Annotated in this window: 20 protein-coding genes; 12 read left to right on the top strand and 8 right to left on the bottom strand. The window is 62.8% G+C overall.

Annotated features, from left to right (window positions below; genetic code table 11):
- Positions 1-16: 16 nt before the first annotated feature.
- Positions 17-1,126, bottom strand: a complete 1,110-nt coding sequence (locus J1G35_RS03340; RefSeq protein WP_223013503.1) for a 2-aminoethylphosphonate--pyruvate transaminase — start codon at positions 1,124-1,126, stop codon at positions 17-19.
- Positions 1,127-1,238: 112 nt separating this feature from the next.
- Here J1G35_RS03340 and J1G35_RS03335 point away from each other — a divergent pair, with 112 nt between their 5' ends.
- Complete coding sequence (locus tag J1G35_RS03335; RefSeq protein ID WP_115488515.1) at positions 1,239-2,099, top strand: LysR substrate-binding domain-containing protein; 861 nt, start codon at positions 1,239-1,241, stop codon at positions 2,097-2,099.
- On the opposite strand, the gene J1G35_RS03330 is transcribed toward J1G35_RS03335, so the two are convergent.
- Positions 2,069-2,965: a LysR substrate-binding domain-containing protein gene (locus J1G35_RS03330; protein WP_053138428.1), complete on the bottom strand. Its 897-nt coding sequence runs from the start codon at positions 2,963-2,965 to the stop codon at positions 2,069-2,071. The two genes, J1G35_RS03335 and J1G35_RS03330, sit on opposite strands and share 31 nt — an antisense overlap.
- Before the next feature lie 258 nt (positions 2,966-3,223).
- On the opposite strand from J1G35_RS03330, the gene J1G35_RS03325 reads away from it, so the two are divergent.
- Both J1G35_RS03325 and J1G35_RS03320 read left to right on the top strand, forming a co-directional pair.
- A complete protein-coding gene (locus J1G35_RS03325; RefSeq protein WP_223013501.1) occupies positions 3,224-4,549 on the top strand; it encodes an MFS transporter in 1,326 nt (441 codons plus the stop codon).
- A gap of 108 nt (positions 4,550-4,657) precedes the next feature.
- Positions 4,658-5,365: a YebC/PmpR family DNA-binding transcriptional regulator gene (locus tag J1G35_RS03320; RefSeq protein ID WP_032889871.1), complete on the top strand. Its 708-nt coding sequence runs from the start codon at positions 4,658-4,660 to the stop codon at positions 5,363-5,365.
- A 76-nt stretch (positions 5,366-5,441) separates the two neighbouring features.
- On the opposite strand, the gene J1G35_RS03315 is transcribed toward J1G35_RS03320, so the two are convergent.
- Together J1G35_RS03315 and zapE are read right to left on the bottom strand one after the other, a co-directional pair.
- Positions 5,442-6,746, bottom strand: a complete 1,305-nt coding sequence (locus tag J1G35_RS03315; protein ID WP_223013499.1) for a protein kinase — start codon at positions 6,744-6,746, stop codon at positions 5,442-5,444.
- Between the two features lie 40 nt (positions 6,747-6,786).
- The gene (gene zapE / locus J1G35_RS03310; RefSeq protein ID WP_223013497.1) at positions 6,787-7,881 is read right to left on the bottom strand and encodes a cell division protein ZapE; all 1,095 of its coding nucleotides are present in this window, start codon (positions 7,879-7,881) and stop codon (positions 6,787-6,789) included.
- A 221-nt stretch (positions 7,882-8,102) separates the two neighbouring features.
- Here zapE and J1G35_RS03305 point away from each other — a divergent pair, with 221 nt between their 5' ends.
- From J1G35_RS03305 to J1G35_RS03275, 7 genes are all read left to right on the top strand, one after another.
- The gene (locus tag J1G35_RS03305) at positions 8,103-8,594 is read left to right on the top strand and encodes a spore coat U domain-containing protein (RefSeq protein WP_172681525.1); all 492 of its coding nucleotides are present in this window, start codon (positions 8,103-8,105) and stop codon (positions 8,592-8,594) included.
- Positions 8,588-9,130 carry a spore coat protein U domain-containing protein gene (locus J1G35_RS03300; RefSeq protein ID WP_053138417.1) on the top strand — a complete coding sequence of 181 codons (543 nt, stop codon included), beginning with the start codon at positions 8,588-8,590 and terminating at the stop codon, positions 9,128-9,130. The genes J1G35_RS03305 and J1G35_RS03300 overlap by 7 nt, the downstream gene beginning before the upstream one ends.
- Positions 9,131-9,148: 18 nt before the next feature.
- On the top strand, positions 9,149-9,697 hold the full coding sequence (locus J1G35_RS03295) for a spore coat protein U domain-containing protein (RefSeq protein ID WP_223013495.1): 549 nt from the start codon (positions 9,149-9,151) through the stop codon (positions 9,695-9,697).
- On the top strand, positions 9,697-10,188 hold the full coding sequence (locus J1G35_RS03290) for a spore coat U domain-containing protein (RefSeq protein WP_053138409.1): 492 nt from the start codon (positions 9,697-9,699) through the stop codon (positions 10,186-10,188). Before J1G35_RS03295 ends, J1G35_RS03290 begins: the two co-directional genes overlap by 1 nt.
- A 26-nt stretch (positions 10,189-10,214) precedes the next feature.
- Positions 10,215-11,003: a molecular chaperone gene (locus J1G35_RS03285; protein WP_223013493.1), complete on the top strand. Its 789-nt coding sequence runs from the start codon at positions 10,215-10,217 to the stop codon at positions 11,001-11,003.
- Between the two features lie 110 nt (positions 11,004-11,113).
- Positions 11,114-13,420, top strand: a complete 2,307-nt coding sequence (locus J1G35_RS03280) for a fimbria/pilus outer membrane usher protein (protein WP_262417130.1) — start codon at positions 11,114-11,116, stop codon at positions 13,418-13,420.
- Complete coding sequence (locus J1G35_RS03275) at positions 13,417-14,388, top strand: spore coat U domain-containing protein (protein WP_223013491.1); 972 nt, start codon at positions 13,417-13,419, stop codon at positions 14,386-14,388. Before J1G35_RS03280 ends, J1G35_RS03275 begins: the two co-directional genes overlap by 4 nt.
- On the opposite strand, the gene J1G35_RS03270 is transcribed toward J1G35_RS03275, so the two are convergent.
- Complete coding sequence (locus J1G35_RS03270) at positions 14,385-15,119, bottom strand: anti-sigma factor (RefSeq protein ID WP_223013489.1); 735 nt, start codon at positions 15,117-15,119, stop codon at positions 14,385-14,387. The two genes, J1G35_RS03275 and J1G35_RS03270, sit on opposite strands and share 4 nt — an antisense overlap.
- The gene (locus J1G35_RS03265; protein ID WP_223013690.1) at positions 15,116-15,622 is read right to left on the bottom strand and encodes a sigma-70 family RNA polymerase sigma factor; all 507 of its coding nucleotides are present in this window, start codon (positions 15,620-15,622) and stop codon (positions 15,116-15,118) included. Before J1G35_RS03265 ends, J1G35_RS03270 begins: the two co-directional genes overlap by 4 nt.
- Positions 15,623-15,791: 169 nt before the next feature.
- On the opposite strand from J1G35_RS03265, the gene J1G35_RS03260 reads away from it, so the two are divergent.
- Together J1G35_RS03260 and J1G35_RS03255 are read left to right on the top strand one after the other, a co-directional pair.
- A complete protein-coding gene (locus J1G35_RS03260) occupies positions 15,792-16,874 on the top strand; it encodes a catalase family peroxidase (protein WP_223013487.1) in 1,083 nt (360 codons plus the stop codon).
- On the top strand, positions 16,871-17,410 hold the full coding sequence (locus J1G35_RS03255; protein WP_053138397.1) for a cytochrome b: 540 nt from the start codon (positions 16,871-16,873) through the stop codon (positions 17,408-17,410). Before J1G35_RS03260 ends, J1G35_RS03255 begins: the two co-directional genes overlap by 4 nt.
- Positions 17,411-17,428: 18 nt before the next feature.
- On the opposite strand, the gene J1G35_RS03250 is transcribed toward J1G35_RS03255, so the two are convergent.
- Both J1G35_RS03250 and J1G35_RS03245 read right to left on the bottom strand, forming a co-directional pair.
- Entirely contained in the window at positions 17,429-18,580 is a 1,152-nt protein-coding gene (locus J1G35_RS03250) for a M14-type cytosolic carboxypeptidase (protein ID WP_053138395.1), read from the bottom strand.
- A 464-nt stretch (positions 18,581-19,044) separates the two neighbouring features.
- Entirely contained in the window at positions 19,045-19,395 is a 351-nt protein-coding gene (locus J1G35_RS03245) for a DUF3077 domain-containing protein (protein WP_053138393.1), read from the bottom strand.
- Positions 19,396-19,510: the final 115 nt, after the last annotated feature.

Below are 19,510 nucleotides of genomic sequence, written 5' to 3'. Positions count from 1 at the left end.
TGTGGGTAGGGGGCAATCAGATGTCCAACACTTCCATTTCTTCCAGCACCTCGGCGATCGCTTTGACCGCAGCGCGCATGCCGGCCGCGTCGACATGGCCGATACAGCCCACGCGGAACGTCTCCACCTGGGTCAATTTGCCGGGGTACAGAATGAAACCCTTGGCCTTGACCCGTTCGTAGAAATCCTTGAACTGGTAGCGCGGGTCTGTCGGGGCATGAAAGGTCACGATGATCGGTGCCTGGATCGCCGCCGGCAGGAAGCTGCGCAGGCCCAGTGCGGCCATGCCGTCGAGCAAGGCCTGGCAGTTGTCGGCATAGCGTCGGTGGCGCGCGGGCAGGCTGCCTTCTTCCTGGTATTGCAGCAGCGCTTCGTGCAGGGCGGCGACCACATGGGTCGGCGGGGTAAAGCGCCATTGGCCGGTCTTGAGCATGTAGCTGTGCTGGTCGAACAGGTCCATCGCCAGGGAGTGGCAGTTGCCCTGGGCGGCGGCCAGCGCCTGTTTGTCGGCAAAGACGAAGCCCATGCCCGGCACGCCTTCCAGGCACTTGCCCGAGGCGGCGATCAGTGCGTCGAACGGCACCTCACGGGCATCGATCGGCAGCGCGCCGAAGGAGCTCATGGCGTCGATGATCAGGCGCTTGCCGTGGTTTTTCACGACCTGGGCGATCTGCGGCAGCGGGTTGAGGATGCCGGTGCTGGTTTCGCAGTGGATCAACGCAACGTGGGTGATGGCGCTGTCTGCCGCCAGCAGGCGGTCCACGTCGGCGGCGGTGGTGGGCTCGTCCTCGGCGGTTTCAAAGGTGCTGAAATCACGGCCGAGCACTTCGCAGATCTTGGCCAGGCGCTTGCCGTAGGCGCCGTTGATCAGCACCAGTACCTTGCCGTCACGCGGGACCAGGGTGCCGATGGCGGCTTCGACCGCAAAGGTGCCGCTGCCTTGCAACGGCACGCAATGGTGGCTGCCTTCGCCGTGGAGGATCGCCAGCAATTGCTCGCAGACGCTGGCGGTGAGTTGGTTGAAACGGTCATCCCATGAACCCCAGTCCACCATCATCGCCTGACGGGTGCGGTTGGATGTGGTCAGGGGGCCAGGGGTCAGCAGGATCGGCGCGGCAGTGGTCATCTCAAGTCCTCGCAAGGCATCGGGGTTGAAGCTACGGCGCCTAAATTGCAGTTTGGCTTGTCATCAATCAAATTGTTTGTTGTTATGCGAGCTATCAGTGAGGCCGATAACCATGAACCTGTTCCAACTGCGCGCATTCGATGCCGTGGCCCGCGAGGGCAGCTTTACCCGTGCTGCCGCGCGGCTGTTCATCAGCCAACCGGCGGTGACCGGGCATATCAAGGCCTTGGAGGAGCACTACCAGATCCCATTGCTGCGCCGCACCGCCCGACGGGTGGAGTTGACCGAAGAGGGCGCGCGGCTGGCGGCGATCACGCGGGCGATCTTTGGTCTGGTGGACGAAGCCCAGACGATGCTGGAGGCCAACCGCCAACTGCTGACCGGGCGCCTGGAAGTCGCGGCGGACGGCCCGCACCTGGTGATGCCGATGATTGCCAGCCTGCGCGCGCGCTACCCCGGGATTACCGTCAACCTGCGCCTGGGCAATGCCCAGGAAACCCTCGCCGCGCTGTTGTCCGAGCATGCGGATGTGGCGGTGCTCACCGAAGTGGAGCCGCGCAATGGCCTGCACCTGCAACCGTTGAACGAGTCGCGGATTTGCGCACTGGTGCCGGCCAGTCATCCATGGGCACAGCAACCCGAGGGTATTCGCCTTGAGCAACTCAACGACGTGATCATGGTGCTGCGCGAGCCCAGTTCCATCACCCGGCGCACCTTCGATGACGCCTGTGTGGCGGCGAATGTGCAGCCCAAGGTGCTGCTGGAACTGGACAGCCGCGAGGCGGTGACCGAAGCCGTCGCCGCTGAGCTGGGGGTGGGCGTGGTCTCGTCCATGGAAGTCAGCCCTGACCCGCGCGTGCAGGCCGTGGCGATCCAGGGCGATGGGCTGGTCAACCGGCATACGCTCGGTTGCATGGAGCGGCGTCGCTCGTTGCGCCTGATTCAGGCGTTCTTCGAGTTGGCGCCTGGCTGAAGGCTGTCGCGCACGATCTCCAGGAACGTCGCCACCACCCGGCGCGAACTCTGTTCCTTGAGGCATACCAGGGTTTCTTTCATGCGCTGGCTGCAATCGCGGATCGGCATGGCGCACACCCGTGAATCGGCGCCGAACTCCGCCGCCGAGACCACGCCCACGCCGATGCCCACCACCACCGCTTCACGCGCGGCCTCACGGCCTTCCACCTGGATCGCCGGGCGAATGCGCAAGCCGGCCTGGCTCATTTCCTGTTCCAGGGTCTGGCGGGTGACCGAGCCGATTTCGCGCAATACCAGCGGGGTGTCGTCCAGGTCAGCCAGGCAGATGGACTCGCGCCCGGCCCACGGATGGTTGCGCGCGACAAAGGCAAGCAACTGGTCGTCCGGGAGCGGCAGTGACAGCAGGCGTTCATCGTCGACATCGCGCCCCAGCAAGGCCAGGTCGGCCTGGTAGTTGTATAGGCGAAACAGCGATTCGTCGGTGTTGCCGGTTTCGATCTTCACGCTGATCCCAGGGTACAGCTGGCAAAACCGCGCGATCTGCGGCAGCACATGCACGGGGGCATCCACGGCGAGGGTGAGGGTGCCGGTGAGCAGCGCGCGGGAGTCCTGCAACAGTTCCTCGGCTTCGGCCTCGATCACAAACAGGCGCTGGGTGATGCTCAGCAGGCGTTCGCCCAGGTCGGTCAGGCGCACCGAGCGCTTGTTGCGATGAAACAACAGCACGCCGAAGCGCTCCTCGAGTTTGCGCACCTGGTCGGAAATCGCCGGTTGCGTCAGAAACAACCGTTCGGCGGCCTGGGTAAAACTGCCGTGGACGGCCACGGCATGAAAGGCTTTGAGTTGGGCGTGGGACACCGACATCGCGAATCCTCTTACAAGCTGAGCTTATATTTGAAATACGATAAATCGATTTTACCTATTAGTCAGCCATTGCTTTGATACGCCTCAACCGCCGTAGGTTGAGTCCTACAACCTACGGTGGTCATGGGCTCTGGGACACCGGACTCATCTGACCAATGTCGCGCTTTCCAGGGCTCGGCATTGCAGTGCTTAACCATAAAAACAACAGGCATTTGCTTCTCGATTCTGCCGGCACACTCACCTGAGGTCAGAACCACCATGAATATCCCTATGGGTAGCATCAAGCGTTGGCGCGTGCAGATTTTCGCCATCACCTGGCTGGCGTACGCCGCGTTCTATTTCACTCGCAAAGCGTTTTCCGTGGCCAAACTGGGGATCGTCGACGACCCGAGTTTCCCCCTCGACAAAATGATGATGGCCAACCTGGATGGCATTTACCTGGCGGCCTACGCCGTCGGTCAGTTCACCTGGGGCATGCTGGCTGACCGCTTCGGGCCGCGTGTCGTGGTGCTCGGCGGGTTACTGATTTCTGCCGCAGCGGCGCTGGTGATGGGCACGTTCGCCACCTTGCCGATCTTTATCAGTTGCATGTTGATCCAGGGCTTGGCGCAGTCCACAGGCTGGTCGGGACTGTGCAAGAACCTCGGCAGTTTCTTCCCGGCGCAACAGCGCGGGCGGGTGTTGGGGTTATGGAGTTCGTGCTACGCCTTCGGTGGCCTGGTGGCGTCGCCCTTTGCCGGGTGGTGGGCGTACACCCTGATTGGCAGTTGGCATGCGGCGTTTATCTCCAGTGCGGCGGTGGTGGCGTTCGTGGCGTTGCTGTTCTTCATCTTCCAGCGCAACACCCCGCAGGATGTGGGCTTGCCGGCCGTAGAGCCGGAGCCGCTGTTGAGCGCCGAGGAGGCCGCCGCCGAGAAGCGCATCAGCGTGCTGGAACCGCTGCGGGCGATCTTGCGTAACCGCACCGTCTTGACCCTGGGGCTGGCGTACTTCCTGCTGAAACCGGCGCGCTACGCGATCCTGTTGTGGGGACCGGTGATCGTGTATGAGCAAATGCCCTCGGTCGGTAAGGTCGGCGCGGCCATCGTGCCGACGGCGTTCGAACTGGCCGGTTTGCTGGGGCCAGTGCTGATCGGGCTGGCGTCCGACAAACTCTTCGGCGCCCGACGCATGCCGGCCTGTGTGCTCAGCCTGCTGGCCCTGACCGTTGCTCTTGCGCTGTTCATGGGTGCGCTGCACACCGGCAGCGTGCTGCTGGTGATGGCCTTGCTGTTTGTGATGGGCCTGACCCTCTATGGGCCGGACTCGATGATCAGCAGCACCGCTGCCATCGACTTCGGCACCGCCAAGGCCGGCGCCACGGCCGCAGGTTTTGTGAACGGTTGCGGTTCGGTAGGGGCGATCCTCGGCGGGTTGCTGCCGGGTTACTTCGATACGGTGACGGTGTTTATCGTGTTTGCTGGCGCCGCGCTGTTTTCCTCGCTGGTGCTGCTGCCCTACTGGAACGCCAGGCCGGCCGTGCTGGCGCAGGTCGGGGATTTCGTGCCGGAGCGCGGTGCTGCGATCAAACCCTTGCGAACCTGAGGGGTATGGCCGGTTTTTGGTGGATCAGAGCGTTTTTGCCCTATAAACTCTGCCCCCAAAGCGCCGGCCAGTAGACGTTTCGGCGCGATGTATAGAAGAGAGTGAGTCATGGGCGCACAGTGGAAAGTCAAACATAAAGAAGCGGCATCCAATGCCAAGGGCAAGATCTTCGGCAAGCTGGTGAAAGAAATCACCATCGCCGCCCGCAACGGTGCGGACACCGCGACCAACGCCCACCTGCGTCTGGTCGTGGAACAGGCCAAAAAGGCCTCGATGCCCAAGGAAACCCTGGAACGCGCGATCAAGAAGGGCGCCGGTCTGCTCGGTGAAACCGTGCAATACCACCGCGTGACCTACGAAGGGTTCGCCCCGCACCAGGTGCCGTTGATCGTCGAGTGCGTGACCGACAACATCAACCGCACCGTGGCGGAAATCCGCGTGGCGTTCCGCAAGGGTCAGTTGGGTGCTTCCGGCTCCGTGGCCTGGGACTTCAACCATGTCGGCCTGATCGAAGCCTCGCCAGACACCCCGGACGCTGATCCGGAGATGGCCGCGATTGAAGCCGGTGCACAGGACTTTGAAGACGGCGAAGAAGAGGGCGCCACCCTGTTCATCACCGAAACCACTGACCTGGACGCCGTGCAAAAAGCCCTGCCGGAACAGGGTTTCACCGTGCTGTCGGCCAAGCTGGGCTACATCTCGAAAAACCCGGTAAGCGGCCTGACCGATGAGCAGATGGCTGAAGTCGAAGCCTTCCTCGAAGGCCTGGACAACCACGACGACGTGCAGGATATGTTCGTCGGCCTGGCGGGCTGATTTATCAACTGAAGAAACGCGATCCACATGTGGGAGGGGGCAAGTCGAATCGTCGCACCGCCCCTCCCACAGTTGCTTAGTGGTGTTGGATGGATTGCAGCAAGGCGTTGATGTCTTCGAAGCTCGGCCGTGCCAACACGTCGGGCTGGCAACAGCTTTTCTGCAAATCCAACAGCGCTTCGTCAATCAAACCCGCCTCAACCCGCTCCAGCAATTCCCCCAGCAACACCCCGAACGCGCGCACTTCAATGCGTTGCAATGCTCGCGTTTCCAGGGTGTCCGCCAGGGCATGGAACGACGCCGCGCCGAAGTCGCCGAGCAAACAATCTCCCGCTTCATTCCACAGGATATTGTGGCCATACAGGTCGCCATGGGTGATGCCGTGCCGGTGCAAATGTGCGGCGACGGAGGCGATGCCCCGTGCCATGCGCAAGGCTACGTCGACGCTGAAGCGGATGGTGGGGTCGTAGACGTCGCGTGTGCAGGAGGCCAGGCTCGGCAGGGCGGCGAGGTTGCGGTAGCTCGGGTCGATCAGGTCCATGACCAACGCGGCCTGATCCTGAGGGGCACCCACCACGCGGCCTTGCACCTTGATCAGGTTAGGGTGCAGCCCGGCGGCGATGCAGGCCTGCATTTCGTGCAGCGGCGAGCCGTCGCTGGTGATCGTGCCCTTATACAACTTGACGGCGACGGGCTTGGCCGTGGGGGTCCACAGGGCCTTGCGAATCACCCCCGAGGCGCCTTCGCCGAGCACGTCGGCCAGCTCCAGTTCCGTCCAGGCAATAGCCGGTGTCGCGTCGTCCGTCGCCACCTCTACAGCCATCTCCACCGGGTTGCCCGCATAGGCCAGCCAGGTCAGGCTCGGCAGTGTCAGCAGCCACTCGGGCAGGCGCGTGAGGCGGTTGGAGGCGATGCGGATCAGCTCCAGGTTGCTGCAGTTGGCCAGGCTCTCCGGCAACTGTGTCAGATGGTTCCCGGCGAGCATCAGCTTCTGCAGCAGCGGTCGCTCGCCCAACTCGCTGGGTAACTGGCTGATGCGGTTGTCGGTGAGGATCAGCCAGCGCAGCAACGGTGGCAGCGCGGCGGCGGGCACGTGGCTGATCTGGTTGGCCTTGAAGCCGATCATGCTCAGTTTGGCGCACTGGCCCAGGCATTCCGGCAGTTCGGTAAAGGCGTTGTCCGAGCAGAACAGCACGCGCAGGTGTGGCAGGCGGTGCAGGTCGTCGGGCAGTCGACTCAGGGCATTGCCGCTGAGGTTGAGGATTTCCAGGGAGTCGGCCAGCCCGAAGATTTCCTCAGGGAATTCGGTGAGCCCGCAGGACAGGTCCAGGCGCGTAATGCCGGCCAAGTGGCCGGCCTTGAGTTGGGCGAGGGTATTCATGAACGGCGCGGTCACTCGGCAAGGGGGGCGTAAATGGCGCTCATGATACCGGTTCGGTCAGCGGTTGCGGGTTGACCTGCTGCAATTGGCTCAGGCGGCTGGCGGTGCGTGCCAGGTCGATGGCCTCGCCGCTCATCGCCTGGGCCAGGGGATGTTCGCCGATCAGGATCAGGTGCTTGTCCTTGTCGTAGAGCACGTCCACCAGGTTGATAAAGCGCTGCTGCACGGCGATTGGACACTCTGCCAGGTGGGGCAGGCCGTCGATGATCCACTGATCGAACGCCTCGCACAGCAGCAAGTAGTCCATCACTGCTGTCAGCTGTTCGCACAGGTCGTTGAAGGTGAATACGATGGTGCGGGCGTGATGCTGGCGGCAGATCAGTGTGCGGTTGCCCACCGTCAGCGTCTGCGCGGCGCCACCGCTGACAGGCGCGCCGAGCGCCATGCGCTGGGCCGGCGTGCCGGGCCACACGTACCTGCCGGTGGTAAAGCGCTGCACGGCATGGGCCTGGGGCAGGCTACGAAAGTCCTGGGGCGAACTGACTTCCACTACGTCCATGCGCGCGGCGATCAAGTCGATCACCGGCTTGAAACGCTGATGGTACAGCGGGTTGGGCAACAGCCCTTCGGGCGCGTAGTTGGAGGTGACCAGCACCCACACGCCGCGCTGGAACAGGGCCTTGAACAGTCGGGTAATGAGCATGGCATCGCCGATGTCGTGCACGTGGAACTCGTCGAAACACAGCACGCGGCAGCCATCGAGCAGCTCATCCAGGGTCACGGCGAGGGCGTCGTGCGCCGCCTGGTGGGTGAACATACCGCAGTGCAGTTGGGCGAAAAACCCATGGAAATGCACGCGCTGCTTCTCGGCGATGGGCAACGCCTGGAAGAAGCCATCCAGCAGCCAGCTTTTGCCGCGTCCCACCGGGCCGTGCAGGTACAGGCTGCGGGTGGGCTGGCCGGCGAGCAGGTGCCCGGTCTGGCGCGCCATCGCAGCGATGGCCTGGGCTTGGCCTGCACTGAGGGTATAGCCCTGCTGCAGGGCTTTGTTCTGAAAGAACGTCTGGATAGGTGCATCGTCGTGGGTGTCGGTTTTTTTACCGAGCAAACGACGGATAAGGGCAAGCACGGCCAATGCAAGTCACTCTGTAGTGCGGTGGTCGCTCACTTTAGGGCCCTCGTGGCGATTTGACCAATAGAGAAGGGCGCCACCGGCTATCGCAAAACAGCATAGGTGGCGAAATCCTGTCCTGACTGGCAGATTTTTCCTGAGTGTCTAACCTCTACGCAGAAGTCACCCCTGTACAAGGATTTGGGGCTGTGAAGGGACGAGCAGTATTGACAGTGATGGGCGCGATGCTCTGCAGCACGGTTTACGCTGCGCAACTGCAAGTGGTGGTGCGTATCGACGTGCAGCGCGGCTGCCAACTGGTGGGCACCACCCGCAGCGCTGGCATCGAGCAACTGGGCCTACTGGATTTTGGCAGCGGGCCGCGCCTGGATGACCCGGCCGGGCCCTTGAGTGCCGCACTGATCAGCCAGCGCCAGCCGCGCCTGGAATGTAACCCTGACACCCCGTACCAAATGCGCGTGGATGGCGGATTGAACGGCGGTACGGGCGAAGTGCGTTACCTGAGCACGGGCGTTCCCGCCAGCAAACCCATTGCCTATCGTATCTACGCTGACGCCGCGCGTCGCATCCCCCTGCCGGTCAATGTGCCGCTCAGTGGCCGTGTACCGGACTCCGGCTCCGTCGACCTGCCGCTGTATGGCCGTATTGAACCGCTCAAGGACATCCCCGCCGTGGGCCGTTACACCGACCTGCTCAAGGTCACCGTCACATGGTAAGTCGCGGCTGGACCCTGGTGGCCATGGGCGGCCTGCTGTTGCTGGCCGAAGACGCCCGCGCGGCGGTGGCCAGCGGCTTCATCCAGGCGCGCATGGTGATCACCGCCAGTTGCGAGGTGAGCAAAGGCACTGACACGGCGCCGGTCAGCCCGACGGGTGGCACGGCGATGCTGGATTTCGGCAGCCAGGGCCCGACCTGGAGCAACCCCTTGGGGGCGGGGCTCTCGGCTGGCGATAACGCGCCGTTGACGGTCTCATGCAACCCGACAGTCGCCAGTTTTACCGTGACCATCGACGGTGGCACCAATGCCGTCGGCACCACCCGGCGCCTGAGCAACGGCCGCCAGACCATTGCCTACCACTTGATGGCCGACCCGCTCGGGCGTGTGCCCTACCGCATCGGCCAGCAACGCAGTTTTGTAGCCACCAACGGCACGCAAATGACCATCCCGGTGTGGGGCGCCGTGGTGGCTAATACCACGGCCCTCCCGGCAGGAACCTATACCGACACTTTGACGGTGACACTGGATTGGTAAATCAAAAGGATGACGATCATGCATGCACTTGTATCTCGAATCGGCGTAGGCGCACTGGGTCTGGCCATGGCCATGGCCAGCGGCGCGATGGCAGCCACCACGGTGACCGGTCAGATCACCTCCAGCCTGACATTGATTGCCAGTTGCCAGGTCAACGGCTCCGGCGCGGCCACCGGCCTCAACTTCGGTAGCCTGAACTTCGGTACCACCAACAGCCTGTTTACCAACGCCGACGCCCAACTGCTGGGCGGTACCGGCACCGGCGGCGCGCTCTCGATCCTGTGTTCCAGCGGCACCACGCCAGCCGTGAAGGTGCGTGCCGGTGCCCATGATGGCGCCTCACCGGGCGGCACTCGGGCGTTGGCGGACGGCGCGGGCAACTTCGTGCCTTACGACTTCTACACCGACAGCGGGCACTCTGCGCTGCTGGCGATTGACGGCGTGATCACCCTCGCCACCAGCACCGGCGTGGCGCAAACCGTGAACCTCTATGGTCGCGCGGTGGGCAAGGCGGGGCTGCCGGCAGGCACCTATTCCGACACGGTGGCGGTTGAACTGACGTTCTGATGCGCTGGCTTGGAGCGTTGTTGGCGTGTGGGCTGGCGGTGCCGCTGCCGTTGTCGGCGGTGACCAGCCAGAGCTTCCAGGTGAGCGCGACCGTCACGCCCGGCTGCCTTGTCGTGGGGGCAGGTGCCAATTATGGCGCGCTGGCTTTCGGCAGTTATTCGGCCTTGGCCACCAGCACGGTGACTGCCGCACTGACCGCTGGGGTGACTTTGCAGTGCACGCCGGGCGTGGCGTTGAGCATGAGCGTCGATGGCGGCCTGCATAACAGCAGCGGGCGCAACTTGCAGCTCAACAGCGGCAGTGCGCGGGTGGCTTACCAACTGTTCCGCGATGCGGCGTTCAGTCAGAGCCTGGGGGTCAGTCAGAGCGTCAGCGTGACGTACAGCGATGCCAACAACATCAGCCTGCCGATCTACGGGCGGGTGGTTTTACCGGGCAATCAGCCTGGGGGGACGTACAGCGACACGCTGCAGGTGCAGCTGACGTGGTAGGGCTTACCGGTATAAGGAGTGGTTTTATGCGTTCACCTTCCCGGCGGTTGTGGGCCGCGGGTATCACCTTGGGGGCCTTGTGCGCGACGGGGTTCGCACAGGCCGCCAGCTCTGTGCTGATCTGGCCCATCGACCCGGTGCTGGAGGCCGATCAACAGGCCAGTGCGCTGTGGCTGGAGAATCGCGGTACGGAAACCGCGAGCCTGCAGATTCGCGTATTTGCCTGGAGCCAGAGTGGCTTTGACGAGCAGTACCAGAACCAGCGCGATGTGATCGGCAGCCCGCCGGTGGCCAGGATCGAACCGGGGCAAAAGCAATTGGTACGCCTGACCCGCACCCGTGAGGTGCCGCCGGGTCGGGAGTTGGCCTATCGCATCATCATCGATGAAATCCCCTCGCCGTTGCAGGTGCCCACGCCGCCGGAAGGCAAAAACACCGCCGCCGCGATTCGCTTCCAGATGCGTTATTCGGTGCCGTTGTTCGCCTACGGCGCGGGACTGTGGAGCAAGCAAGACGCCACGCGTGAGCGCGACCCGGCGGGGGCGGGGAAGCCGGACCTGAGTTGGCACAAGGTCACGGTGGCCGGGCGCAATTATATCGAGGTGCGTAACCAGGGCGCGGTGCATGCACGGCTGACGGATGCGTCGTTCAAGCAGGGCGGGCAGACCCGGCCGCTGGTGGAAGGCTTGCTGGGTTACGTGCTGCCCGGCGCGACCATGCGCTGGCCGGTACCGGATACCGTGTCCGCCGATCAGCCGTTGCAAGTACGCATCAACGGTGCGTCGCAGTTGGAGAGCCTGGCGCCGAAGCGTTGAGGGCGGTGTAGCGGGGCGGGGAAGCCCCGGGTTTTAAGCGGATGGAGATGTCCATTGAAGGACACAACGCCATGGTGAGTCGTGGTCAGGCTCGTTGTATATGGCTGTCGATGGCGGTAAGCGGGTTGTGGGGCGCAGCGGTGGCTGGCGACCTGCCGCCGCCGCCGAGCAGTATGGAGGCTGTCGCCGATGCACAGCTGTTTCTGGAGCTGGTGGTCAACCAGATGGACACCGGTCGTGTCATTGCGGTCGATCAGCGCGCTGGGCAGTTGTATGTGGCGGCGAGCGCGCTGCAGGACGTGGGCATGAAGCTGCCCGGTGAACTCAATGGCAGCGTGGCCCTGGACCAGGTGCCCGGCCTGCACAGTGACTACGACAGCCATGGCCAGCGCCTGCTGATCGACGTGCCGCCGTCATGGTTGCAGGCACAGTTCATCGGCAACCGCAGCACCTATCCGCGCACCCAGGCGATGAGCAGCTTCGGCGCCTTGCTCAACTACGACCTGTACTTCAACGACACCGACGAAGGCGGCAGCTACCTCGCCGCATGGAACGAAGTGCGGCTATTTGACAATTGGGGCACCTTGTCCAACACCGGCCAATACCGCCAAACCCTGGCCGGCGGTATCAGCGACAGCACGTTCAACCACGGCTATCGGCGCTACGACACCACCTGGCGTTTCTCTGATGATGAGCGGCTGCTGACCTATGAGGCCGGCGACGTGATCAGCAGCGCGTTGCCCTGGAGCAGTTCGGTGCGCCTGGGCGGGGTGCAGCTGTCGCGGGATTTTGCGGTGCGTCCGGACCTGGTGACTTACCCCTTGCCGCAATTTGCCGGCGAGGCGGCGGTGCCGTCGTCGGTGGATTTGTTTATCAACGGCTACAAGTCCGAAAGCGCGCTGCTGCAACCGGGGCCCTACACCCTGACCAATATCCCGTTTATCAACGGCGCCGGCGAAGCGGTGGTGGTCACCACCGATGCGCTGGGCCGCCAGGTATCGACCACGGTGCCGTTCTACGTCACCAGCACGTTGCTGCAAAAAGGCCTGACGGATTTCTCGCTGGCGGCCGGGACGTTGCGCCGCGATTACACCTTGCGGGATTTCGCCTACGGGCCAGGGGTGACCAGCGCCACGTTGCGTTATGGCTATTCCGATAACCTGACCCTGGAGAGCCACGCCGAAGCCGCCAGCAGCCTGACCCTCGGCGGCCTGGGCGGCAACCTGCGCCTGGGCAATTTCGGCGTGCTTAACACCGCCGTCAGCCAGAGCCAGTTCGAAGGCCGCGGTGGCCAGCAACTGAGCCTCGGCTATCAGTACAACAGCACGCGCTACAGCCTGTCCTACCAGCGGGTCGAACGGCGCGAACACTACGCCGACCTGACCCTGGTCGACACGCCCTACGCCAGCCTCAGCAAGCGCAGCGAACAGGTAACCCTGAGCCTCAACCTGGAACGTTTCGGCAGCCTGGGCCTGGGCTATTTCGACGTGCAGGCTGCGGATGACTCGCGTACGCGGCTGCTCAACCTGAGTTGGAGCAAGCCGCTGTGGCGCAACACCAGTTTCTACCTGTCGGCCAACCGCGAGATCGGTGACCGCAATTGGGCCATGCAGGCACAGCTGGTGATTCCGTTCGACCTCAACGGCAGCCTGGCGCTGAGCACCGAGCGCGGCAAGGACGGCGCCAGTCGCCAGCGGCTCAACTACAGCAGCGCAGTGCCCAGCCAGGGTGGGTTCGGCTACAACTTGGGGTATGCCCAAGGTGATGCGCCCACCTATCGGCAGGCTGACCTGACCTGGCGCCTGCAGTCGGTGCAGTTGCAGGCCGGTGTGTACGGCAGCCGCGACGCCGAGACGCGCTGGGCGGATGCCAGTGGGTCTGTGGTGTGGATGGGCGGTGACACCTTTGCCGCCAACCGCATCAACGATGCCTTCGTGGTGGTCAGCACCCAGGGTTTTGCCGGGATTCCGGTGCGCTACGAAAACCAGTTGGTAGGCGAGACCGATCGCAACGGTCATTTGCTGGTGCCATGGAGCAGTGCGTACTACCGCGGCAAGTATGAAATTGATCCGCTGAACCTGCCGCTCAATGTGCAGAGTCCCAATGTCGAGCAACGGGTATCGGTGCGTCGTGGTGCGGGCTATCTGTTGGAGTTCCCGCTGCGCCGGGTACTGGCGGCAAGTGTCACGCTGGTCGACAGCCAGCACCAGGAACTGCCACTGGGCAGCCTGGTGGCGCATGAGCAAAGCGGCCAGCAGGCGGTGGTGGGCTGGGATGGCTTGGTGTACCTGGAGAACCTGTCGGCCCATAACACTTTGCAGGTAACGCTGGGGCAAGGGCGTACCTGCCAGGCGACATTCGATATCGACGAGCAGCAACAGGGCGTGCCGTTGATTGGGCCGTTGGTGTGCCAATGAGGGGCAAGGGCTGGCTGCTGGCTGGACTGCTGTTGTCGGGCCAGGCCATGGCGGCGTGCTCGGTGGTCACGACCGCCCCGGCCAGTTTCGGCTCGATCAGTTCGATGACGGTGCGTACGGCTGCACAAACCAGTTCCACGCTCAATGCCGGGTTGAACTGCACCTCGGCGCTGATTTCGCTATTGGCGTCGACGGATCATTTTTACGCCACGATCACCTCGACACAGAGCGGCATGGTCGGGCCTACGGGGGATGTCATCGGCTACACCCTCTACGGCAACAACAGCAGCAGTTATCCGATAACCCGAGGGACGCAATTCGATTTTGGCGGCGCCGGGGGAATTGCCCAAGTGCTGGGGCTGATTGCTGGCCCAGGGGCGAAATCCTTGCCGCTGTATATGAGCAGTATCACCGGCAGCAATGTGGCGGCGGGGCTGTATACCGAGACGTTGAACGTCGCCTGGAACTGGAACTATTGCTCGGGGATCGGCATTGGTGGCATCTGCCTGGGACGCGACACCGGCAGTGGCACGGCGTCCCTGACGGTCAGCATGACCGTGACCAACGACTGCCAGATCACCGCCCCCAATATCAGCTTTGGCAGCGCCCCGGTGATCAGCGGCTTTACCGCCGTGACCGGGCAAACTATCAATATCGCCTGCACCAAGGGCAGTGCCTACACCGTGGGCCTGAGCGATGGCCAGAATCCGCTCAGTGTGGGCGGGCGGCGGCGCATGGTCTCGGGCGGTAACTACCTGGCCTACGACATTTTCAAAAGCGCCGGTACCACACGCTGGGGCAGCGTCGGTGCGGCGCGCCGGGCCAGTTCCACGGCCGAGGTGAACCCTGGTAACGGGCTGGGTATCGGCAGCCAGGTGTTCAATTACAACGCCAAGGTCTACACCGATCAGGCCACGCCACCCGCCGGCACCTATATCGATAATGTGGTGCTGGACGTGGGGTTCTAGAACGGCTGCAGAGGCGGCGCCTGATCGGTGGGGCTGACCACCGCATAGTTGTAGCCGTCGCCGGACCAGTATTGCGCTTGCAGCCCATCCGCCGTGCGCTCGCCACGCGGCAGGAAACCGTTGTTCGGGCCAGGTGGGCGGATATAGAAGCTGATGCGCCGACCTTGCGCGTCCTGGTAGAGCACCATCGCGGCGGCGCCTTGCTCGGTGGTGAGCAGTCGCCCGCTGACGGGTGTGAAGCCCGCTTGGCTCAAGTCCGGCAGGCGATGGGCTTGATTGAAGTAGCGGTCGAGCCACGCCTGCATGGTGCCGCTGTCCTGACCCTTGTAGTCGGCGGGCATGATGCCCTCCTGGGCAAACAGGCGGAACGCTTGCATCGCATCGGCCATCGGTAACAGGGCGGGTTGTGTGGCTTCACGGGCATGCCAGCCGCCGAGGCCGCCGAGGCTGACGGCAATCAGCAGCACAGCGGCGCTGGCAAAGTGGCGCCGCGATTGCTGCTTGAGGCGCTGGCGAATCAGCGCCGGGTCCAGCGCCGGGTTGGGCGGCTGTTGCAGGGCGCCGCTCAATGACGCACGCAGCAATTGCGCGTCCTGCTGCCACGCCTGCACTTGGGCCGCGAGCTCGGGGTGGGCGGCCAGATAGGTTTCGAGCACACGGCGATCACTGTCCAGGAGTTGGTGATCGACGTAGGCATGCAAATCGCGTTCGCTGGGAGGCAGGCTGATCATTTGAGTATCCGCAGGGAAGGGCTGGCAATGTCGCCATCACTGAGTTGACGCAACGCTTGGCGCGCACGGGACAGGCGCGACATCACCGTGCCGATTGGCACGTCGAGTATTTCGGCAACTTCCTTGTAGCTCAAGCCTTCCACCGACACCCACAACAGCAGGGCGCGTTGTTCGGTATTGAGTTGATCGAAGGCTTGCAGGGTCGCCTGGGCGATCACGGTGCGCTCCACCGACGGCTGTGCATCGTCGCGGCCGCTGAAAAACTCCAGCAGGCGTGCGTAGCGCCGGCTGCGGCGGTGGGCATCGAGGAACTGCCGGTAGAGGATCGAGAACAGCCACGCGCGCAGATCGCCTTCGATGCGTTTGTCGGCCCAACGGGTGATCGCCCGTTCCAGGGTCGCCTGCACCAGGTCATCGGCACTGCTGGGGTTACGCGTCAGGGACACAGCGAAACGCCGCAGCCTGGGGATGAGTTCACGTAACGGTTCGTCGAGTTCATGCATGGGCATCGGATGAGTCACTACGCTGGGACTAGAGAGACGTCCGGCGTTGGCGGTTATTCCAGGCCCTGGAAAATAAATCCAGGGCTCGGGAATAGAGCAGGTCGGCGTTCGTCTTAATGCTCCGACCTTATGTTTATCCCCTAAGGCCTTTCGGCCCTGGAGTCTGTTCATGGTAGATCACTCATCACCGCCACGTCCCCCGTTAAGCACCGCGAGCCTGATCGCGCGATTGGCGGGGATTGGTGCCGTGGTTGCGGTTATTGCCGGGGCGTTTGCCTACGTCAACGGCACCCTCGACCCACAGCGGTTGCGTCCGAAGACCCTGGTCAATGCCTTGGAAACCAACAACGGCGTACACCCTGGATTCCGGCGTAACCATGCCAAGGGCGTGTGCGTGGCCGGGTACTTCGAAAGCAGCCCCGAGGCCCGTGTCTACTCCAGCGCCCAGCTGTTCAGCGAAGCCAGGACCCCGTTGATCGGCCGGTTCGCCTTGCCCAGCGGCAACCCGTATGCGCCGGACAGCAGTGTGCCGATCCGCAGCTTTGCCGTGCAGTTCAGCCAGGCCAACGGCCAGCAGTGGCGCACCGGTATGAACAGCATGCCGGTGTTCCCGGTGGGCACGCCCGAGGCGTTCTACCAGATGCTCAAGGCCGGTGCGCCGGACCCGGCTACCGGCAAGCCGAACCCGGCGAATATGCCGGCGTTTTTTGCTGCTCACCCTGAGGCGGCGCCATTCCTGGCGTGGGTCAAGACCGCCAAGCCATCGGCCAGTTACGCGACCGAAACCTATAACGGTATCAACGCGTTTTACTTGGTGAGTGCCGATGGCAAGCGCCAGGCCGTGCGCTGGGGCGTAGTGCCCCAGAGTCAGGATGCAGCGGGGGAGACCGCACCGGCCGGGGGCGATTTTCTTGAGAAAGACCTGGTGCAACGCCTGGCTTCCGGGCCTTTGCGTTGGCAGTTGAACATGACCCTGGCCAACCCCGGCGACCCGTTGGAGGACGCGAGCAAACCCTGGACCGGTGAGCACAAGGTGTTGAACGCCGGCACGCTGGTGCTGCAAAGCAGCCAGCCCCAGGCCGACGGTGATTGTCGCGACATCAATTTTGATCCGTTGATTTTGCCCAGCGGCATCGAAGCCTCCAATGACCCCTTGCTGGCGGCACGTTCGGCGGCCTATGCCAGTTCGTACCTGCGCCGTGCCGGTGAAGTCAGTCCCTTGCACACAGCCCCAGCGGAGTCGAAGCCATGAATGCCCAACCCCGGTTTTTCGCGCCCCTGGCGCGCCTGCTGCATTGGTTGATGGCGCTGATGGTCATCGCCATGTTGTTTATCGGCGCAGGCCTGGCGGCATCGGTGTCGGAGCGCCATGAATGGTTGATCCACCTGCACAAGCCGCTGGGGATCGCGATCCTGGTGCTGGTGATCGTGCGCCTGGCGGTGCGCTTTTCCACCCGCCAGCCGCCGTTGCCGGCTGACTTGCCGTTGTGGCAAGTGCTGGCGGCCAAGGCGTCCCATCTGGTCTTGTATGGGTTGATGCTGGTGTTACCGTTGCTGGGCTGGGCAATGATCTCGGCGGCGGGCGACCCGGTAATGCTCAGCAGTTCGGTGCAGTTGCCGGCGCTGGTGGCGGCGGATGCACCGTTGTTTGCGCTGTTGCGCAAGGCCCATGGGTATCTGGCCTACCTGCTGTTCCTGACGGTGCTGTTGCACCTGGCGGCGGCGCTGTTCCACGGGTTGATTCGGCGCGACGGCGTGTTGCAGAGCATGACCGGCACCAAGGACTGATGCCGGGGCGTGAGGACGTCAGCGCAGGACCGTAACGATATCGGCGACGGTGCTCAAGACGTCCTTGGCCAGTTGTTTGGAACGTTCGCCTGACCAACCGGTTTTCGGGTTGGGGGCGTCGTCGTTGTCCTTGAACGGCATTTCGAGCGTCAGGGACAGGCAGTCGTATTTTTCCCCGACGGCATTGCAGGCCAGGGTCATGTTGGCTTCACCCGGCAAGTCACGGGTGTAGCCGTGGGTGGTTTGGAAGTCACGGGTCAGCGCGCTCAAATGGCTGCGGAAGCGTTTTTCCAGCGCTTCAATACGCGGGGTGTAGCCGGGGTTGCCTTCGCACGCGGCGGTGAACACGTAGGGGATTTCTTCGTCGCCGTGGATATCGAGGAACAGGTCGACACCGTACTGTTCCATTTGCTGTTGCACGAACAGCACTTCCGGGCTGATCTCCAGGCTGGCGCTTTGCCAGGCGCGATTGAGGTCCTGGCCCATGGCGTTGGTGCGCAGGTGACCGTGGAAGGCGCCGTCGGGGTTCATGTTCGGCACCAGGTACAGGTCGGCAACCGCCAGCAGTTGTTTCATCTCGGCATCGCCATCCTGTTGCAGACGCTCGATGATGCCCTCCATAAACCATTCGGCCATATGCTCGCCGGGGTGCTGCTGGGCGATGATCCAGACCTTGCGCCGGCCTTCGCCGCCTTTGCCACGTCGCAGCAGTTGGATATCGCGGCCTTCGACACTTTTACCCGTGGCCAGCAGTTTGGTGCTGGCGTACTTCAGCGCCTGCTCGATCAGCCAGTCATGGCGTTCGCGGCTGTAGGGTTCGAAGTAGGCTATCCAAGCGTGTTTCTCGCTGGTTTCGAGGCTGATGTGCAGGATCTCGCCATCGAAGCGCGTCGGGACTCGGAACCAGTTGACGTGATCATAGGACGCGACCGCGTTGTACCCGCTCCAGGCGTGCTTATACGAAGAGCCACCGGCGTTGCTTAGGCGAAAGTTGTGGGTGTGGCCCACGTGCATGCCTTCGGCCTTGAAGTGGAACCATTGGTAATGGTGGCTGCGGGTGTCGGGTTGGATGGCCAGCAACAACTGATAGGCATCGCTGGCGTCGAGCACTTGGATATTGCCACTGTCGAAGTCGGTACTGATCTTGATGGAGGTCAAGGCCACGGTCATAGTCTGGTTGCCTGAATATGAGTGTTGTGGCGGCTATATTACACAGGAGTCTGGTAAAGCCTGGATGCAAAATTGTTGCGGGGGAGGGGGGCGTCGTCCATGACGCCGCCGCAGCTTAGAATCTATGAGATTGATTCTCAAGCGCTATTTCGCAGAGAAGTGCGCTAGAGCGCTCTACTGGCTTTCTTTAGGCGATGGTCTTTTGCTACCATGCGCGCCATCAAGCAACACACAGTCTTCATTAGCCTGAAGCCATGCCAGGGAAACTGGCAAAAAAAAGACCCGGCCAAAGAGCCGGGTCAAAAACCGTGATTAGCCTGATGAGGAGATATTCCAAGAGTCCGACCTAAGGTCCCTTGGTCTATCGACTGATCTCGCGATCAGCTGAGCCAAATAATAATCATTATCATTTGCAAGTCAAATGTTTTTATCCGCGGGATAGAAATATTTTTCTTTTGCGCCTGTCATCCGTTCGCCCGAACCTCCGGTGCCTGCAACGACCGTTCCACCATCGCCTTCGCCATATCAATCAAATACACCACCGAAAACGCCAGGTCGCGCTGATTGCCCTGATGGCTGCTGGCTGATTCGTAGGCCGTGGCGGCGGCACTGCGCAACAGGTCCGAGGCGTGCACCAGGGCCTCCTCCTGGCTGATGCCGGGCTTGATGGCGAAGAAGCTGTCATCCTGGACGGGTGCTGACATATTTTCTTTCAAGTAAAAGTCCAAGGCACGCTGGGCAGCACCGCTGCTGCGCAGGCCTTGAACGTCATCGTTTTCGGGTGTTTCAGACAGGGGATATGGGCTCGTCGTCATAAGGGGCGGTACTCTGGGTGGGTGTCGAAAACCTTATGCCCGATGATAGTACGTATCGTATTTATGTCGTTTTATGGATTACTACAAACTGTTTATTGCCCTGGAAAATGCCTGA

The organism is Pseudomonas sp. SH10-3B (genome assembly GCF_019891415.1).
Classification (GTDB): domain Bacteria; phylum Pseudomonadota; class Gammaproteobacteria; order Pseudomonadales; family Pseudomonadaceae; genus Aquipseudomonas.
Note: the sequence above shows the minus strand (reverse complement) of the source record. Positions and strands in the feature narration are given on the sequence as shown.

What these genes read in the sequence shown, in the direction of transcription:
- J1G35_RS03290 (WP_053138409.1), top strand. Translation starts at nt 9,697, where the DNA reads ATGCGCTGGCTTGGAGCGTTGTTGGCGTGTGGGCTGGCGGTGCCGCTG.
- J1G35_RS03315 (WP_223013499.1), bottom strand. Translation starts at nt 6,746, where the DNA reads ATGAATACCCTCGCCCAACTCAAGGCCGGCCACTTGGCCGGCATTACG.
- J1G35_RS03255 (WP_053138397.1), top strand. Translation starts at nt 16,871, where the DNA reads ATGAATGCCCAACCCCGGTTTTTCGCGCCCCTGGCGCGCCTGCTGCAT.
- J1G35_RS03270 (WP_223013489.1), bottom strand. Translation starts at nt 15,119, where the DNA reads ATGATCAGCCTGCCTCCCAGCGAACGCGATTTGCATGCCTACGTCGAT.
- J1G35_RS03300 (WP_053138417.1), top strand. Translation starts at nt 8,588, where the DNA reads ATGGTAAGTCGCGGCTGGACCCTGGTGGCCATGGGCGGCCTGCTGTTG.
- J1G35_RS03320 (WP_032889871.1), top strand. Translation starts at nt 4,658, where the DNA reads ATGGGCGCACAGTGGAAAGTCAAACATAAAGAAGCGGCATCCAATGCC.
- J1G35_RS03335 (WP_115488515.1), top strand. Translation starts at nt 1,239, where the DNA reads ATGAACCTGTTCCAACTGCGCGCATTCGATGCCGTGGCCCGCGAGGGC.
- J1G35_RS03280 (WP_262417130.1), top strand. Translation starts at nt 11,114, where the DNA reads ATGGCGGTAAGCGGGTTGTGGGGCGCAGCGGTGGCTGGCGACCTGCCG.
- J1G35_RS03265 (WP_223013690.1), bottom strand. Translation starts at nt 15,622, where the DNA reads ATGCATGAACTCGACGAACCGTTACGTGAACTCATCCCCAGGCTGCGG.
- J1G35_RS03295 (WP_223013495.1), top strand. Translation starts at nt 9,149, where the DNA reads ATGCATGCACTTGTATCTCGAATCGGCGTAGGCGCACTGGGTCTGGCC.
- J1G35_RS03285 (WP_223013493.1), top strand. Translation starts at nt 10,215, where the DNA reads ATGCGTTCACCTTCCCGGCGGTTGTGGGCCGCGGGTATCACCTTGGGG.
- J1G35_RS03250 (WP_053138395.1), bottom strand. Translation starts at nt 18,580, where the DNA reads ATGACCGTGGCCTTGACCTCCATCAAGATCAGTACCGACTTCGACAGT.
- J1G35_RS03305 (WP_172681525.1), top strand. Translation starts at nt 8,103, where the DNA reads ATGCTCTGCAGCACGGTTTACGCTGCGCAACTGCAAGTGGTGGTGCGT.
- J1G35_RS03340 (WP_223013503.1), bottom strand. Translation starts at nt 1,126, where the DNA reads ATGACCACTGCCGCGCCGATCCTGCTGACCCCTGGCCCCCTGACCACA.
- J1G35_RS03325 (WP_223013501.1), top strand. Translation starts at nt 3,224, where the DNA reads ATGAATATCCCTATGGGTAGCATCAAGCGTTGGCGCGTGCAGATTTTC.
- J1G35_RS03275 (WP_223013491.1), top strand. Translation starts at nt 13,417, where the DNA reads ATGAGGGGCAAGGGCTGGCTGCTGGCTGGACTGCTGTTGTCGGGCCAG.
- J1G35_RS03330 (WP_053138428.1), bottom strand. Translation starts at nt 2,965, where the DNA reads ATGTCGGTGTCCCACGCCCAACTCAAAGCCTTTCATGCCGTGGCCGTC.
- J1G35_RS03260 (WP_223013487.1), top strand. Translation starts at nt 15,792, where the DNA reads ATGGTAGATCACTCATCACCGCCACGTCCCCCGTTAAGCACCGCGAGC.
- J1G35_RS03245 (WP_053138393.1), bottom strand. Translation starts at nt 19,395, where the DNA reads ATGACGACGAGCCCATATCCCCTGTCTGAAACACCCGAAAACGATGAC.